General features: G+C 63.5%; 14 protein-coding genes and 1 pseudogene. 10 read left to right on the forward strand and 5 right to left on the reverse strand.

Annotation, left to right across the window (positions count from 1 at the left end; genetic code table 11):
- The first annotated feature begins 178 nt into the window (after positions 1-178).
- Positions 179-1,792, forward strand: a complete 1,614-nt coding sequence (locus ACVJGD_RS36290; RefSeq protein WP_456638699.1) for a GMC family oxidoreductase — start codon at positions 179-181, stop codon at positions 1,790-1,792.
- Positions 1,793-1,932: 140 nt separating this feature from the next.
- Here the strand turns inward: ACVJGD_RS36290 and hemE are convergent, their stop codons facing one another.
- Positions 1,933-2,976 carry a uroporphyrinogen decarboxylase gene (gene hemE, locus ACVJGD_RS36295; protein WP_456638700.1) on the reverse strand — a complete coding sequence of 348 codons (1,044 nt, stop codon included), beginning with the start codon at positions 2,974-2,976 and terminating at the stop codon, positions 1,933-1,935.
- Between the two features lie 128 nt (positions 2,977-3,104).
- Here hemE and ACVJGD_RS36300 point away from each other — a divergent pair.
- Positions 3,105-3,325, forward strand: a pseudogene (locus ACVJGD_RS36300) (hypothetical protein).
- 157 nt (positions 3,326-3,482) lie between these two features.
- Here ACVJGD_RS36300 and ACVJGD_RS36305 read toward each other — a convergent pair.
- Both ACVJGD_RS36305 and trhO read right to left on the reverse strand, forming a co-directional pair.
- Entirely contained in the window at positions 3,483-3,698 is a 216-nt protein-coding gene (locus ACVJGD_RS36305) for a SlyX family protein (RefSeq protein WP_456638701.1), read from the reverse strand.
- A complete protein-coding gene (gene trhO, locus ACVJGD_RS36310; RefSeq protein ID WP_456638702.1) occupies positions 3,691-4,443 on the reverse strand; it encodes an oxygen-dependent tRNA uridine(34) hydroxylase TrhO in 753 nt (250 codons plus the stop codon). The genes ACVJGD_RS36305 and trhO overlap by 8 nt, the downstream gene beginning before the upstream one ends.
- 163 nt (positions 4,444-4,606) lie before the next feature.
- Here trhO and ggt point away from each other — a divergent pair, with 163 nt between their 5' ends.
- From ggt to ACVJGD_RS36325, 3 genes are all read left to right on the forward strand, one after another.
- Positions 4,607-6,193, forward strand: coding sequence for a gamma-glutamyltransferase (gene ggt / locus ACVJGD_RS36315; protein WP_456638703.1), 1,587 nt, complete (start codon positions 4,607-4,609; stop codon positions 6,191-6,193).
- A 239-nt stretch (positions 6,194-6,432) separates the two neighbouring features.
- Complete coding sequence (locus tag ACVJGD_RS36320; RefSeq protein WP_456638704.1) at positions 6,433-6,780, forward strand: FKBP-type peptidyl-prolyl cis-trans isomerase; 348 nt, start codon at positions 6,433-6,435, stop codon at positions 6,778-6,780.
- Between the two features lie 61 nt (positions 6,781-6,841).
- Complete coding sequence (locus ACVJGD_RS36325) at positions 6,842-7,348, forward strand: cupin domain-containing protein (RefSeq protein WP_456638705.1); 507 nt, start codon at positions 6,842-6,844, stop codon at positions 7,346-7,348.
- Positions 7,349-7,474: 126 nt separating this feature from the next.
- On the opposite strand, the gene ACVJGD_RS36330 is transcribed toward ACVJGD_RS36325, so the two are convergent.
- Positions 7,475-9,001, reverse strand: a complete 1,527-nt coding sequence (locus ACVJGD_RS36330) for an amidohydrolase family protein (RefSeq protein WP_456638706.1) — start codon at positions 8,999-9,001, stop codon at positions 7,475-7,477.
- A gap of 232 nt (positions 9,002-9,233) precedes the next feature.
- Between ACVJGD_RS36330 and ACVJGD_RS36335 the strand changes: the two genes are divergently transcribed.
- The 5 genes from ACVJGD_RS36335 (at position 9,234) to ACVJGD_RS36355 (ending at position 13,967) form a co-directional block, all read left to right on the forward strand.
- Positions 9,234-10,259: an alpha/beta hydrolase gene (locus tag ACVJGD_RS36335; RefSeq protein ID WP_456638707.1), complete on the forward strand. Its 1,026-nt coding sequence runs from the start codon at positions 9,234-9,236 to the stop codon at positions 10,257-10,259.
- A gap of 98 nt (positions 10,260-10,357) precedes the next feature.
- The gene (locus tag ACVJGD_RS36340; RefSeq protein ID WP_456638708.1) at positions 10,358-10,789 is read left to right on the forward strand and encodes a VOC family protein; all 432 of its coding nucleotides are present in this window, start codon (positions 10,358-10,360) and stop codon (positions 10,787-10,789) included.
- A 29-nt stretch (positions 10,790-10,818) separates the two neighbouring features.
- Positions 10,819-11,307 carry a VOC family protein gene (locus tag ACVJGD_RS36345; RefSeq protein ID WP_456638709.1) on the forward strand — a complete coding sequence of 163 codons (489 nt, stop codon included), beginning with the start codon at positions 10,819-10,821 and terminating at the stop codon, positions 11,305-11,307.
- A 202-nt stretch (positions 11,308-11,509) separates the two neighbouring features.
- Complete coding sequence (locus ACVJGD_RS36350) at positions 11,510-12,796, forward strand: phospholipid carrier-dependent glycosyltransferase (protein ID WP_456638710.1); 1,287 nt, start codon at positions 11,510-11,512, stop codon at positions 12,794-12,796.
- A gap of 97 nt (positions 12,797-12,893) precedes the next feature.
- Positions 12,894-13,967 carry a response regulator gene (locus tag ACVJGD_RS36355; RefSeq protein ID WP_456638711.1) on the forward strand — a complete coding sequence of 358 codons (1,074 nt, stop codon included), beginning with the start codon at positions 12,894-12,896 and terminating at the stop codon, positions 13,965-13,967.
- 37 nt (positions 13,968-14,004) lie between these two features.
- On the opposite strand, the gene ACVJGD_RS36360 is transcribed toward ACVJGD_RS36355, so the two are convergent.
- Complete coding sequence (locus ACVJGD_RS36360; protein WP_456638712.1) at positions 14,005-14,640, reverse strand: OmpA family protein; 636 nt, start codon at positions 14,638-14,640, stop codon at positions 14,005-14,007.
- Positions 14,641-14,832 lie beyond the last annotated feature (192 nt).

Genomic DNA, 14,832 nt, shown 5'->3' on the forward strand with positions numbered 1-14,832 from the left:
CGGCGTGCATCGCTAACAAATCGATACAAATGCGCCTGCCGGCGAGGTGGCGCGACGGTGGCGACGGAGCGGCCAATTGAGCGTGGCGGTCAGGGCCCTCAGGCCCCGGCGCATGGCCATAAGTCTTTTCAAATTGTAGCTTTGTCTGTACGACCACATAAAAATTGGGGGAAACAAAATGAACAATAACAACGACGGCTTGGAATTTGATTACGTCATCGTGGGTGCCGGTTCCGCCGGTTGCGTGCTCGCCAATCGCTTGAGCGCCGACGGCAAGAGCTCGGTGCTGCTGCTGGAGGCGGGGCCCAAGGACACCAACATCTGGATCCATGTGCCGCTCGGCTACGGCAAGCTGTTCAAGGAAAAGACCGTCAACTGGATGTACCAGACCGAGCCCGAGCCGGAACTGCACGGGCGCCAGGTGTTTCAGCCGCGCGGAAAAGTGCTGGGCGGTTCGAGCTCGATCAACGGTCTGCTCTATGTGCGCGGCCAGCACGAGGATTACGATCGCTGGCGCCAGCGCGGCAATGCCGGCTGGGGTTATGACGACGTGTTGCCCTATTTCAAGCGGGCGGAAGACCAGCAACGCGGCGCGAATCAATATCACGGCGCGGGTGGTCCGCTGCCGGTGTCGGACTGGCGGCATCGCGATCCGCTGTCGGAAGCCTTCGTGAAGGCAGCGGCCGAGGTCGGCATTCCCACCAATCCCGATTTCAATGGCGCGAAGCAGGAAGGCGCCGGCTTCTTCCAGACCACGACGCGGCGCGGCCGCCGCGCGAGCAGCGCGTTCTCCTATCTGCGCCCGGCGATGAAGCGCGGCAATCTGCATGTCGAGACCTCGGCGCTGGCACAGCGCATCGTCTTCGAAGGCCGCCGCGCCCACGCGGTCGAATTCAAGCAGGAGGGACGGGTCCGCACGGCGCGGGCGCGGCGCGAGATCCTGGTCTCCAGCGGCGCCTACAACTCACCGCAATTGCTGCAGCTCTCCGGCGTCGGGCCGGCGGAACTGCTGAAGAAACATGGCATCGATGTTGTGCTCGACCAGCCCGGCGTCGGCAACGATCTGCAGGATCATCTGCAGGTGCGGGTGATCACGCGCTGCCTGCAGCGCGTCACGCTCAACGACGTCGTCAATCATCCGCTGCGCCGCCTCTGGGCCGGCGCGCATTATGCGGCTCTGCGGCGCGGACCGCTGACGATCGCGGCCGGCACCTCGGGCGCATTCTTCAAGACCGATCCGCGCTTGGCGACGCCGGACATCCAGATCCACTTCATCCCGTTCTCGACCGACAAGATGGGCGAGAACCTGCACACGTTCTCGGGCTTCACCGCTTCCGTCTGCCAGCTCCGCCCCGAAAGCCGCGGCACGCTGCGCATCAGGAGCGCGGACCCGTCGGTGCCGCCGGAAATCCGCATCAACTATCTCTCCACCGAGACCGACCGCCGCGCCTTCATCGACGGCATCCGCATCCTGCGCAAGATCCTGGCGGCACCGGCGCTGAAGACCTATTGCGCGGAAGAGATCGATCCGGGCCCGAAGATGGTCGGCGACGAGGACCTGCTCGAGTTCTGCCGCCGCACCGGCTCCACGGTCTATCACCCGACCTCCACCTGCCGCATGGGCAACGATGCGCTGGCCGTCGTCGACCAGCGACTCAAGGTGCGCGGCATCGAAGGTTTGCGCGTGGTCGATGCCTCGATCATGCCCGATCTGATGTCGGGCAATACCAACGCGCCGACGATCATGATCGCGGAGAAGGCGTCGGATATGATCTTGGAGGATGCGCGGTAATCGACGCGCCGACTCGCCTCCAAACTCCGCTGTCATCATCCGCGAAGGCGGATGATCCAGTACACGTAGGCCTCTCGGTTCTAATGAGCGACAGTGGTTACTGGATGCCCCGCCTTCGCGGGGCATGACGGTCGAGGGACCTAACCCCTGAACGCCCGCACCCGCTGCACCATCTGCTCGACATAGGCGATCGGCGTCTCCGGCTGGATGCCGTGGCCGAGATTGAAGATCAGCCGGCCCTTGGCGTAATTCTCAAGCGCATCGTCGATCGCGCGATCGAGCGCGTCGCCGCCGGCGATGAGCGCAAGCGGATCGAGATTGCCTTGTACCGCGACGCGGCTCTGCACACGCTCGCGGATCATCGCGGGCTCCGCGGTCCAGTCGATGCTGACGGCGTTGACGCCGGTTGCTTCCACATAGGAAGGAAGCATGCCGGCAGCACCACGGGGAAAGCCGATGATCCTGGCGTCCGGCACTTGCTTGCGCACGCCCTCGACGATGCGGCGCGTCGGCTCAATCGACCAGCGCTGGAACTCGCGCGGCGGCAATATGCCGGCCCAGGTGTCGAATAGCTGCAGGCAGTCGGCGCCGGCCTTCAACTGACCGACGAGATAATGGATCGAATTCTCCACCAGCACGTCGATGATGGCGGCGAACGCCTGCGGGTGCCGATAGGCCATCATCCGCGCCGGCGCCTGATCGGGCGTGCCCTGGCCCGCGACCATGTAGGTCGCGACCGTCCAGGGCGCGCCGCAGAAGCCGATCAATGCGATCCTGTCGTCGAGCTCGCGCCGCACGCGGCGCAGCGCTTCATAGACCGGCTCGAGCTTGCCGAAGTCCGCATGCGCGGCAAGCGCCTTCACTTTTTCCGGCGTGTCGAGCGGATCGAGCCGCGGCCCTTCACCAGCCTCGAACCGCACCGAGCGCCCGAGCGCGTAGGGAATGACGAGGATGTCGGAAAAGATGATGGCTGCATCGAAGTTGAAGCGGCGGATCGGCTGCAGCGTGACTTCGGCGGCATAGTCCGGCGTGAAGCACAGATCGAGGAAGCTGCCGGCCTTGGCCCGCAACTCGCGATATTCGGGCAGATAGCGGCCGGCCTGCCGCATCATCCAGATCGGCGGGATCGACGCGCGCTTGCCGGCAAGCACATCAAGGAGCGGCTTGGATGAATGCTGGGACAAGAAAGGTTCCTGCTGAAACGGCTGACATTCTGACGCTTCTGATACACGGCGCGCCGCTTGCGGCCAAGGCCAGATCTGGAACCTCAGGAGAGCGCGGCGCGTTGATTTGGCGCAAATGGAGGGAGCATATGGCGGAGAAATTCAATCCGGCACCGCATGACAAGCATGCCGATGACCCGCGTAAAGCCCTTGCCGCTGACCGCGAGACGCACGAGAAACTCGAAGCCGGTCTGGAGCACACCTTCCCGGCCTCCGATCCTGTCAGCGCGGCGCAGCCTTCGCCGACCAAGGATAAGGGCGAGCACGAAGACCATCGCTCTGGGAAAAGGTGAAGGCGGCGTTCCGCTAACCCCGTCGTCCTCGCGAACTAGCCTCCGTCGTCCTCGCGGAACGCGAGGACCCATAACCACAGGATCTAGTATTGGACTCGGAACGGCGTCCCGAGTTTTCTTCGAGCACCGGTGGTTATGGGTCCCGGGTCAAGCCCGGGACGACAGCTACAATCTTTAATAATGCGGCGGCCGCTCGTTGATCGGGGCGGCCGTGTTGCTTTCGGCTTCCTGCAGCCGTTCGCGCAATTCCTCGACCTGTCGCGTCAGCGCATCGATCTGCTTCCATTGCGCGGTGATGGTTTCGTTCAGCGCCTCGATCGTATCGTCCTGATAGGCGATCCGCATTTCCAGCGCATCGATGCGCTCGGCAAGCGTCTTCATATCAGTCATGGGCGGCGGCTCCGTTTCCGCGCTCGCGCAAACCGTGGCTGAGCGCGACCCGCTCGTCGAACACGAAACATTCACCGCGCCAGCGGCTCTCTTGCTGCGGCATCTCTTCCAGATATTTCAGGATGCCGCCCTTGAGGTGGTAGACCTCGCCGAAGCCGCGCGCGAGCAAAAAGCTGCTCGCCTTCTCGCAGCGGATGCCGCCGGTACAGAACATCGCGATCTTCCTGTGCCTGGCCGGATCGAGTTCCCGCGCGGCAAATTCCCTGAACTGCCCGAAACTCCTGATGCCGGGATCGAGCGCGCCCTCGAACGTGCCCATCGCGACTTCGAAGGCGTTGCGCGTGTCGATCACAAGCGTGTCGGGATCGGCGATCAGCGCATTCCACTCGGCCGGATCGACGTAGATCCCGACTCGCCGCGTCGGATCGACGGACGCATCGCCGAGCGTGACGATCTCCTTCTTCAGCCGTACCTTCAGCCGCTGGAACGGCATCGTGGCAGCCTCGGAGAATTTCAGCTCCAGCCTGTCGAGCCGGCCGCCGAACAGCGCGCCTTGCCGCAGTTCCCCGACAAAGGCGTCGATTGCCTCGGCGCGTCCCGCGATCGTGCCATTGATGCCTTCGCTCGCCAGCAGGATACTGCCCTTCAACCCGAGACCCGCGCAGATTGCGTGTAGCGAATCACGCAGCTCCCGGTAATCGGGCAGGCTGGCGAACTGGTAGAAGGCGGCGACTTTCAGCGGCATGGCGAGGGTTTATCAGGCGGTTGGGGCAGCGAAAACCCTTTGCCGGATTTCCCGATGCAACCCAGCTCTGGCATGCCAGCCATTGCCGAGAACGGCACGAATATGTCATGTAGCTTCCACCCCGCCGGGAACTCCATGCAGCAGAACAAGTGAGCTACCTCTAATGAGAAACTTCCATTTCGCCGGCCGCTCCACGGTCCACTCTCTCAACGGAATGGTGGCGACGTCGCACCCGGAGGCCGCGCTGGCGGCGATCGACGTCATGCGCGAGGGCGGCACGGCGGTGGATGCGGCGATTGCCGCCTCCGCGCTGCTTGCGGTGATCGAGCCGCAATCGACCGGCATCGGCGGCGACTGCTTTGCGCTGGTGCAGCCGAGAGGCGAGGGCAAGATCACGGCCTATAACGGCTCGGGCCGCGCGCCGATGGCGGCGACCGCCGAATGGTATCTCGAGCGCAAGATCCATTCGGTGCCGCTCACCTCGGCGCATGCCGTGAGCATTCCCGGCGCCGTCGACGCCTGGCAGACGCTCCTCAACGACCACGGCAAGTTCGGCCTCGACAAGCTGCTGCAGCCGGCGATCAAGGCCGCGGAAGAGGGCTATGTCGTCGCGCCCCGCATCGCATTCGACTGGAAGAACCAGTTCGAGAAACTGAGGAACGGCACCAACACCGAGCGCTATCTGTTGCCGCACGGCAAGCCCGCGGTCGCGGGCGACGTGATCCGCCAGCCCGAGCTCGGCAAGACCCTGCGCGCGATCGCGAAGGACGGCCCCAAGGCTTTCTACACCGGTGAGATCGCCGAGGACATGGTCGCGACGCTGCGCGGCATCGGCGGCCTGCACACGCTTGACGATTTTGCCAAGCACTCGACCGAGGTGACCGCGCCGATCGGCACCATGTATAAGGGCTACGACGTCTGGCAGTGCCCGCCGAACGGCCCGGGCATCACGATGCTGGTGATGCTCAACATCCTCTCCCGTTTCGATCTGACGAAGTTCCCCGCGCTCAGCGTCGAGCGCTTCCATCTCGAGGCGGAGGCCGCGCGCATCGCCTACATGATGCGCGAGCAGCACATCGCCGATCCCCAGCACGTGCATGTCGACGTTGCCGGCATCCTGGCCAAGGAATTCGCCGGCGAATACATCAAGAACATCCGGATGGACCGGCTGCTCGAGCTGCCAAATGTCGCGCCGCCGATGAATCCGTCGACGGTCTACATCACCGTGGTCGACAAGGACCGCAACGTCTGCTCCTTCATCAACTCGATCGCGCATTCCTTCGGCTCGGCGATCGTCTCCAACAAGACCGGCATCCTGCTGCAGAACCGCGCCGGCGGCTTCCGCATCCAGCCCGGCCATCCCAACTGCATCGCGCCGGGCAAGCGGCCGCTGCATACGATCATCCCGAGCCTTGCGACCAAGAACGGCCGCGCCATCATGCCGTTCGGTGTGATGGGCGGGCAGTACCAGCCGGTCGGCCAGACCCGCGTGCTGACCAACATCCTCGACTATGGCTGCGACGTGCAGGAAGCGATCGATATGCCGCGCGGCCTGCATTACGAGGGCGTCTATCAGCTTGAGGACAGCGTGCCGGCCGCGATCGTCGAGGGCCTGAAGAAGATCGGGCACAAGACCACCAGCGTGGTTGCTCCGCTCGGTGGCGGGCAGGCGATCTGGGTCGATTGGGACAAGGGTACGCTGACCGGCGGTTCCGATCCGCGCAAGGACGGCTGCGCGCTCGGCTACTGATGCTGGGCGCTGGAACATGATCCGATGAAACGGAATCGGATCATGATCCCATCTCTTTGTTTGAGCATGATCTTTTTGGAAGGCCGGTTTCCGCTTTTCCGGATCATGCTCTAGTCCGAAAGGTGATAAGATGAAGTCCACCCGACGCACGATCGTCAAGACCATCGCTGCCGTCGCGGCAGCGATCTCCGTTCCCGCCATGTCGAAGATGGCATCGGCAACAACCAGCAGGAAAAGCCGTGACCACACCTTCAGGATTGCAAATCATCGACACCACGGTCGGCACCGGTCCTTCACCGAAAGTCGGACAGATCTGCGTCATGCATTACACCGGCTGGCTCTACGAGAACGGCCAGAAGGGCAAGAAATTCGACTCGTCGGTGGATCGCAACGAGCCGTTCGAGTTTCCGATCGGCCAGCGCAAGGTGATCACCGGCTGGGACGAGGGCGTCGCCACGATGAAGGTCGGCGGCAAGCGCACCCTCATCATCCCGCCCAATCTGGGCTATGGCGCGCGCGGCGCCGGCGGCGTGATCCCGCCGAACGCGACGCTGATATTCGACGTCGAATTGTTGGCCGTGAAGTGACTGGTTTGCAGCTTCGGTTTTCGGTAGCATTCGCGACAGCAACATTTCCTGGAAGCCAGCAATGACCGCCACGCACGATCACTCCCATTCCCACGACCACGACGAACGCTGGAAGCACGATGGCGTTCGGGTCATTCCTGGCAACCAGCTCGATCCGAACGTGCCGTCGACGGCGGGCATGGACCGCAAAGCCGCGATCAACTTTGCCCGCGTCGGCGCGCAAAAACTTTGGGCGGGTACCGTGACCATCAAGCCGGACGCCAAAACCGGCGCGCACCATCACGGCCACCTCGAAAGCATCATCTATGTCGTGAAGGGCAAGGCGCGGATGCGCTGGGGCGAGCATCTGCAATTCACGGCGGAAGCCGGCCCCGGCGATTTCATCTTCGTGCCGCCCTACGTGCCGCACCAGGAGATCAACGCCAGCCCGGACGAAGTGCTCGAATGCGTCCTGGTCCGCAGCGACGGCGAGGCGGTCGCGATCAATCTCGACATCGAGCCGGTGGAGAAGCCCGAGACGGTGCTGTGGGTCGATCCCGTGCACCGCGATCCCGCGGAGAAGAAGTAAGGCTCCTTTCGGGCGGCACGGCGCGCAATCTCCGTCATTGCGAGAAGCGCAGCGACGAAGCAATCCATGTTTCCGCAAACGGTGAGATGGATTGCTTCGCTTCGCTCGCAATGACGGGCGCGAGACCTACGCAAACACGCCGTGGTCGATCGACCCGTTCGGCACCACGTAGCCGTAGCGCGTGTTCGACGGCTCCGGGCCGACCTTCTCGTACTCAGCCTTCATCATCGCGAAGCGGTCGCCTTTCAATTCCAGCATCGCGCGCTTGGGCTGGATGTCATAGAGCCGGGCATTGTTGTCGCCGAAGATCGCGCGCTTCACCGGTCCGTCCGCAGGCCCGAGCGGCGCATAACCGAATTTCTTCTGCATCGCCTCGGGGATCTCGAGTCGCCTCAAGCCCTCGATCTGCCACTGCGGCGCGCCGGTCCAGAGTGCGTCCGTGCCCCAGCAGACGTGGTCGACGCCGAGCCCCTTGATCAGCGTGCCCATCAGCGCGGCGCAGACATTCGGCTCCGCCACCAGCGTGGTGGCAAACAATTGTCCGACATCGCCATAGACATTGCTCACGCCATACTGCGCGGGGATGTCGGCGAGGTCTGAGGTCCAGGCGATGCGGCCGGTGCGCTCGAACTCGGCGAGCGCCACTTTCGGGTCGCCGCCGACATGGCGATAGGCGGAGTGATAGATGATGAAGTTGAGCTGCGGCCAGTCTTTCGCGGCTTGACCGACATCGGCAACGTCGGCGAAGCCGCGCAGGTTCGGATATTGCTTCTCGATGCCCGGCGGGAACAGCCCCTTGTGCACGCAGACATTCTTGATGCCCGCCTTCACCATCTTCTCGTAGCCCTTGTAGGCGACCTTCTCGTCGTCCATCCGCCAGGGATAGCGGCTGATCTCCTTGTGGGTGTTGTCGCCGATCGTGTAGCCCTTGCAGGATTCCGGCTTCAGCGCCAGCGCCGCATCGAGCTTGTCGAGCCAGCCGGGCTGGCCAGGGGTGAAGATCGCGTGACAGAACACGCGCCGCGAGCCGGCCTCGTCGTTCATCTTCTTGCGCGCGTCCGCCATCTGCTCGTTGGTCAGGAACCAGTCCTGCTCGATGTCGGAGGGCGCCGACGAGATCAGCGCGATCTTGGTGTCGGAGTCGAGAAACATCTCCTTCTTGTAGTTGTTGAACTTCAGGTCCTCGATGGTCTGCTCGTGCTCGCTGAGCTGCTTGTTCCAGCCCGCCTTGCCGACCGCCTTGCGCATCTCGACAAAGCCCATGATGCGGGTGTCGTCGCGCAGAAAGTGCGTGTGCATGTCCATGATGAACTGGTCTTTCAGCGCGTCCGCGCGCTCCTCGGCCATCGCCGGCGTCGCCGCTTCGGCCTTGCTCACGGCGAAGAGCGGTCCATAGACCTCGTTCATCGCCACGAAAGAGGCGGCCATGCCGGCCGCGGTCTGGAAGAATCTCCGGCGGTCCAGGCCGCGCTTGCCGCCGAGCTCGTCGGCCATCGCGAGCAGCCGCGCCTCGACCTCGCGCTGCCGTTCGTTCTGCGGGTCGGGATAGAACTCGTCGCTGGAGACGATCTGGGTCGGGATCGGCGTCGGATATCGGCAAAGTTCCGACGGCATCAAGGCTGCAAGTTCTTCTTCGGTGAGGTTGCTGCTCATGAAGGACTCCCTGAATTGCGCCGGATTCTTCTCCGGTCTCGCGGGCGCGAAGACTAGGCTCAGTTTTGCCGAGCGTCCGCGACTTCTTCCCGCGGCCATGTTCACAACCTCGTGCGTCGAGTTTTGCAAAGCGCGCGGCGAGTCCCCCGCTGTCTCGCAACGGCGCGCCAACGCTGTTAATCTCCTGACTGACGATCGGACGAAGAATCCGAAACCAGCGGGGAGACGAGCCATGGCGCGTTCTGAACACACGGTTCTGCGGCGCACGGTCATCAAGGGCATCGGCGCCGGTATTGCCGCCGGCGCAGTCGGCGCGCCGAGGGCGCAGGCCGCGACTGCGGTTCCATCGCAAGGCGAAGAGATCTGGAGCAGCGAATACTGGGCGAAGAAGGGCGATGTTCCGCTTTGGATGTACCGCAAGCGAATCGGCGCCCCGCAAGCCGGGGAGCCGTCGCGGCCGGTGGTGTTCTTCGTCCACGGCTCGTCGGTGACGTCGCGGGTGTTCGACGTCAGCGTGCCCGGCAAGGGCGAATATTCCGTGATGAATGAATTCGCCCGTTATGGCTTCGACTGCTGGACCATGGACCACGAGAATTACGGCAAGTCAGGCCGCACCTCAGGCAATTCCGATATCGCCAGCGGTGTCGAAGACTTGAAAGCCGCCGTCGAGGTCATCGCCGGTGCGACCGGCCGACGGAAATACCATTTCGTCGGCGAGTCCTCGGGCGCGCTGCGTGCTGGCGCCTACGCCATGGCCGCGCCCGAGCGCATTGATCGGCTGGTGTTTGCGGCTTTCACCTACAAGGGCGAGGGATCGCCGACGCTGGCAAAGCGCGCCGAGCAGCTCGACTATTTCCGCTCGCACAATATGCGCAAGCGCGACCGCGACATGATCCGCTCGATCGCGACCCGCGACAAGCCCGGGACTTCCGACCCCGCCGTCATGGAAGCGCTGGCGGATGCGGAATTGCAGTTCGGCGACCAGATCCCGACCGGCACCTATCTCGACATGACCGCCAATCTGCCGGTGGTGCATCCCGAAAAGGTGCTGGCGCCGGTGCTCCTGATCCGCGGCGAACATGACGGCATTGCGACGGTCGCCGATCTCGAGGAGTTCTACAACCGCCTGCCGAACGGCGACCGCCAGTTCGTCATCCTCCCCGGCACCGCCCATTCGGTGGTGCTGGCGATCAACCGGCAATTGTTCTGGCATGTGACCCGGTCATTCCTGACCATGCCAACGCCGATCGCGACGTAATGACGGGTGGGTTCCCGCCATAAAATTTTTCACCCCCCTTGTCGGACTCCCGCCCGCCCATCCGTCCTTGGGCCGAACCCCGTGCAAAGGAGCCCCTGATGTCCAAACTGATCTTCGTGAACCTGCCGGTCAGCGACCTCGCGCGCTCGACCGCCTTCTACCAGGCGATCGGCGCCGCCAAGAACCCGCAATTCTCCGACGATACCGGCTCCTGCATGGTGTTCTCCGACACCATTCACGCCATGCTGCTCACGCATGACAAATTCCGGCAGTTCACGCCCAAGAAGATCGCCGACGCCAGGACCACGAGCGAAGTTTTGATCTGCCTTTCGGCCGACAGCCGCGACGCCGTCGACGACATCACCGGCAAGGCGAAAGACGCCGGCGGCAATGCCGATCCGTCGCCCAAGCAGGACTATGGCTTCATGTATAGCCGCAGCTTCGAGGACCCGGACGGCCACATCTGGGAAGTGGTCTGGATGGATGTCGAAGCGGCCACCAAGGCCCAATCCGCCACCGCCAGCGCCTGATTGCCGCTGATCACGTAAAGGAGTCTCTCATGTCCAGGATTACCCCTTGCCTGTGGTTCGACGGCGAAGCCGAGGAAGCCGCGAAGATCTACGTTTCGCTGTTGCCGGATTCCCGCATCGATACCATTCAGAAGAACATCATCGATGGTCCCGCCGGCAAGGCCGGCACGGTGCTGGTGGTGGAGTTCACATTGGCCGGCCAGCGTTTCATGGCGCTCAATGGCGGCATGAAGATGGAATACACCTACGCCGCCTCGTTCATGATCGACTGCGCGGACCAGGCCGAGGTCGACCGGCTCTGGGACGCGCTGCTCGCCAACGGCGGCAAGCCCGAGCAATGCGGCTGGCTCAGGGACCGCTTCGGCGTCCCCTGGCAGATCGTTCCGAGCGCGCTGCCCAAATATATCGGCGGCCCGGACAAGGCCGGCGCAGCGCGCGCGATGCAAGCCATGCTCGGCATGGTCAAGCTCGACATCGAAGGCCTCCGCCGCGCCTATGAGGGCAAGTCGGCGGCGTAGTCCGCAAATGCGTAGGGCGGGCAAAGCGAAGCGTGCCCACCGTCAAGCACCCTGCTCGCGAGGGTGGGCGCGTTGCGCTTTGCCCACCCTACGGCATCGATTTGGCGGACGATCAGTGCAAAACACGTTCAAGGCGATGGACAGAAAAACCGACGGCGCTCACAGTTGGCTTTAACGCCGCACCGTGATCGCCGAAGACATCGTGCCTAAATCACCTTCCGTTCCATCCGCACGCACCGTTTCCACCGCGGCCATCATCTTCATCGTCGCGCATCTCCTGCTCCTGATCGGCGTGAGCGCGCCGGAGAAATTCTACTTCGACGAGGTGCATTACGTGCCGGCTGCGCGGCAGATGCTGGAGCCGGTGATGCGAGAGCCGATGCTCAACCCGATGCATCCTCCGCTCGGCAAGCAGCTCATCGCGCTGTCGATCAGGACGTTCGGCGACAATCCGTTCGGCTGGCGCTATCCCGCTGCACTGTTCGGAGCGCTGGCGCTGGTCGCGGTCTATTTAGGCGGACTGGCGCTGTTCGCGCGGCAATCATCGGCGATCGCGGCGACGCTGATTGCCGCATTCAACCAGATGCTGTTCGTGCAGTCGCGGATCGCGATGCTCGATATTTTCGCGCTCGCCTTCGGCCTGTTCGCGATCACGGCGTTCGCCTGCGGCTTCAGGCAGGCGCGGCCGCATCTTTGCTTTGCGCTTGTCGGGATCGCATCCGGCCTCGCTGCCGCCTGCAAATGGAACGGCTTGTTCGTGCTTGCGACGTGCATTGCCATCGTCGCCGTGATCCGGCTGATGCAAGGCTGGCGCACGCAATTCGCTGACGCCAGGCCAGAGGACTGGTACCGGCCCGACCTCTGGCCTGACTTTCGTCCCCACCACTTTGCCGCGTGCTTCCTGTTGCTGCCCGCGATCGTCTACTTCGCGAGCTTTGTTCCGCTCTACGGATTTTCGTTTGCCGATATCCTGGAGGCGCAGCGCCGCATCTTTGCCGACAACACCACCTCCGCAATCGCCGGCCACACCTACATGAGTTCATGGCCGTCCTGGCCGTTCCTGGTGCGCCCGGTCTGGTACCTCTTCGACAAGCTCGATGACGACAGCATCGCCGCGGTGGTCCTGCTCGGCAATCCCCTGATCCTGTGGCCTGCGCTCGCCGCGCTCGCGGTCGCCTTGCGCGACTGGATCATCTTGCGGCGGGCGGATGCGTTCCTGGTGCTGGCGTTCTATTTCGGTCCCTATCTCGCCTGGGCGTTGCTGCCGCGCACACTCGGCTTCATCTATTACTACCTGCCGGCCGCGACCACCGCGAGCTTTGCCTTGGTCTACGCGCTGACCCGCGGCCGGACTCCGCGCTGGCTATTATGGGGCTTCGTCGCCATCGGCGCGCTGGGCTTTTCGGCCATGCTGCCGATCTCGGCTGCCTTCATCGGTACCTCGATGGCGACTTTCCACCGCCTGATGCTGTTCCAGAACTGGATCTGAGCAGCCGCGGCGAGGCTTGACGGGCCGCAACCACTCATGGATTTTTGTATGCAAGGGTGGATCCATCGATTTGCTTTGAGGCAGTGGAACGACCGTCATGTTCGCTTCCCTTCAGCGTCTGCTTGATTCGTCTACGCTTTCCCCGCACGGAATTTGCCTGTTGTGGGAGCCTGGACTGATCTGGCTCCACGTCATCTCCGACGCGATGATCGCGGCGGCCTACTTCTCCATTCCGGTGGCGCTCGCCATCTTCGTGTCGAAGCGGCGCGACGTCGCGTTCGGCTGGGTGTTCTGGGCCTTTGCGCTCTTCATCCTGTTCTGCGGCTTCACCCACGTGCTGTCGATCGTCACGCTTTGGGTGCCGATCTATGGCATCGAGGGCATCGTCAAGCTGTTGACGGCCGCTGCCTCCATCGTCACCGCCGTCATGCTGTGGCCGCTGCTGCCGAAGCTGCTGGCGCTGCCCTCGCCATCGCAGCTCCGTGAGGCCGAGGACATGCTGCGGCAGTCGCAGCAGGTGAGCGGCGGCGTCGCGCACGATTTCAACAATCTCTTGACGGTCATCAGCGGCAACCTCGAAATCGCCGCGCGCAGCGTGCAATCGGACGGCGGTGCCAAGCGCGAGCGGCTCGCGCGCGTCATCGGAAATGCCTCGACTAGCGCGCAGAAGGCGGCGTTGTTGACGCAACAGCTTCTCACCCATGCGCGCGGCGAGCCGCCAGATATCAAGCCCGCCTACCAGCCACCTCCCGCCACCGCCGCTCCCGTCAAGGAGCACACCACACCGGTAGTCGGTGCCGGTAATGAGACGATTTTGGTGGTCGAGGACGAAGACAGCGTGAGGTCCTTCCTGGTGGAGACCCTGCAGGACCTCAATTACAAGGTCCGTGAGGCCGCCAATGGCTCAGCCGCGCTGGCGTTGTTCAAGACCGGGCGGTTCCATGTCGATCTCCTGCTGACCGACATCATCATGCCCGGCCTGAACGGCCGCGAGCTGGCCGATGAGCTGCACCGTCTCGAGCCCGGCCTGAAGGTGCTGTTCATGACCGGCTATGCGGGCAACGCCGTCGGCGATCAGGATCGGCCCGACGACGACGTGTCGCTGTTGCAGAAGCCGCTGACGCAGACCGTGCTTGCGGCAAGGATCCGGGAAATGCTCGACAAGCCGTAATGGGCAGCTTGGCTTCGGGCGGGTCGATCCCTCGGGATCACTCCGAGGCTGTCTTGGTTTCCATGTTGACGACCTGAACCCGGCGGTTGGTCGGATCGAGCGGCGCGTTCGGATCCTTCGGCTTGCTCTCGCCATAGCCGACGGTGACCAGGTTGGAGCCGGCGATGCCGTAATGCTCGACCAGGTATTTCTTGATCGTATCGGCCCGGCGCTCGCTGAGCTCCTGGTTGTAGGCATCGCTGCCGACCGCGTCGGTGTGACCGGCAACCACGAAGGTCGAACCCTTCAGGCCCGGATTCGACAGCGCCTTGCCGAGCTCCTGCACCGCCTGCGTCGAGCTCTTGCTGATCTCGGCCGAGTTGAAGTCGAAATGGATCTCGAGGTTGATCTGCGGCTTGGTCGCGGCAAGCTCGGCAATCTCCTGGCGCTCGCCGAGCGACAGCGAGCGGGTCGGGCGGTTGCGCAGGCTGTCGACGAATGTCGTCTCCTTGGCCGTCGCCGCAGTGTCGGCCTGTTGCGGGCCGGTCGACAGGCCGCGGGTCAGCGGCTTGGACCTGAGGGCATTTACGATCTGGTCGGCCCGAACGACGCTGTCGCCGGCGAACGCCAGGCCGGCCGTCATCGACAGCGCGGCGCCGATCGTCAGGATGGAAAGTCCATGAAAGCGGGTCATCGTCTGAAATCCTCCAACTATGCGCCAGCCGGATTGGCTCGCCTGGCACTTTGATGCTCCGACGATAGGTCAGGTTCAAAGCAGCGAATGTGATATGAATCACGCTGGAAAAGTGATGCTGCCCGCGCATCGACATAGAGGCAGCCGCGGGCGGCCGCTCCTTTAGGCCCGCAACAAATCGGCTGACGACCG

The sequence above is a fragment of the Bradyrhizobium sp. USDA 10063 genome (assembly GCF_054063735.1).

Bases quoted from the DNA above. Each gene is read 5' to 3' on its own strand.
- ACVJGD_RS36290 (WP_456638699.1), top strand. From the start codon at position 179: ATGAACAATAACAACGACGGCTTGGAATTTGATTACGTCATCGTGGGT.
- trhO (WP_456638702.1), bottom strand. From the start codon at position 4,443: ATGCCGCTGAAAGTCGCCGCCTTCTACCAGTTCGCCAGCCTGCCCGAT.
- ACVJGD_RS36330 (WP_456638706.1), bottom strand. From the start codon at position 9,001: ATGAGCAGCAACCTCACCGAAGAAGAACTTGCAGCCTTGATGCCGTCG.
- ACVJGD_RS36305 (WP_456638701.1), bottom strand. From the start codon at position 3,698: ATGACTGATATGAAGACGCTTGCCGAGCGCATCGATGCGCTGGAAATG.
- ACVJGD_RS36340 (WP_456638708.1), top strand. From the start codon at position 10,358: ATGTCCAAACTGATCTTCGTGAACCTGCCGGTCAGCGACCTCGCGCGC.
- ACVJGD_RS36345 (WP_456638709.1), top strand. From the start codon at position 10,819: ATGTCCAGGATTACCCCTTGCCTGTGGTTCGACGGCGAAGCCGAGGAA.
- ggt (WP_456638703.1), top strand. From the start codon at position 4,607: ATGAGAAACTTCCATTTCGCCGGCCGCTCCACGGTCCACTCTCTCAAC.
- ACVJGD_RS36355 (WP_456638711.1), top strand. From the start codon at position 12,894: ATGTTCGCTTCCCTTCAGCGTCTGCTTGATTCGTCTACGCTTTCCCCG.
- ACVJGD_RS36325 (WP_456638705.1), top strand. From the start codon at position 6,842: ATGACCGCCACGCACGATCACTCCCATTCCCACGACCACGACGAACGC.
- ACVJGD_RS36360 (WP_456638712.1), bottom strand. From the start codon at position 14,640: ATGACCCGCTTTCATGGACTTTCCATCCTGACGATCGGCGCCGCGCTG.
- ACVJGD_RS36335 (WP_456638707.1), top strand. From the start codon at position 9,234: ATGGCGCGTTCTGAACACACGGTTCTGCGGCGCACGGTCATCAAGGGC.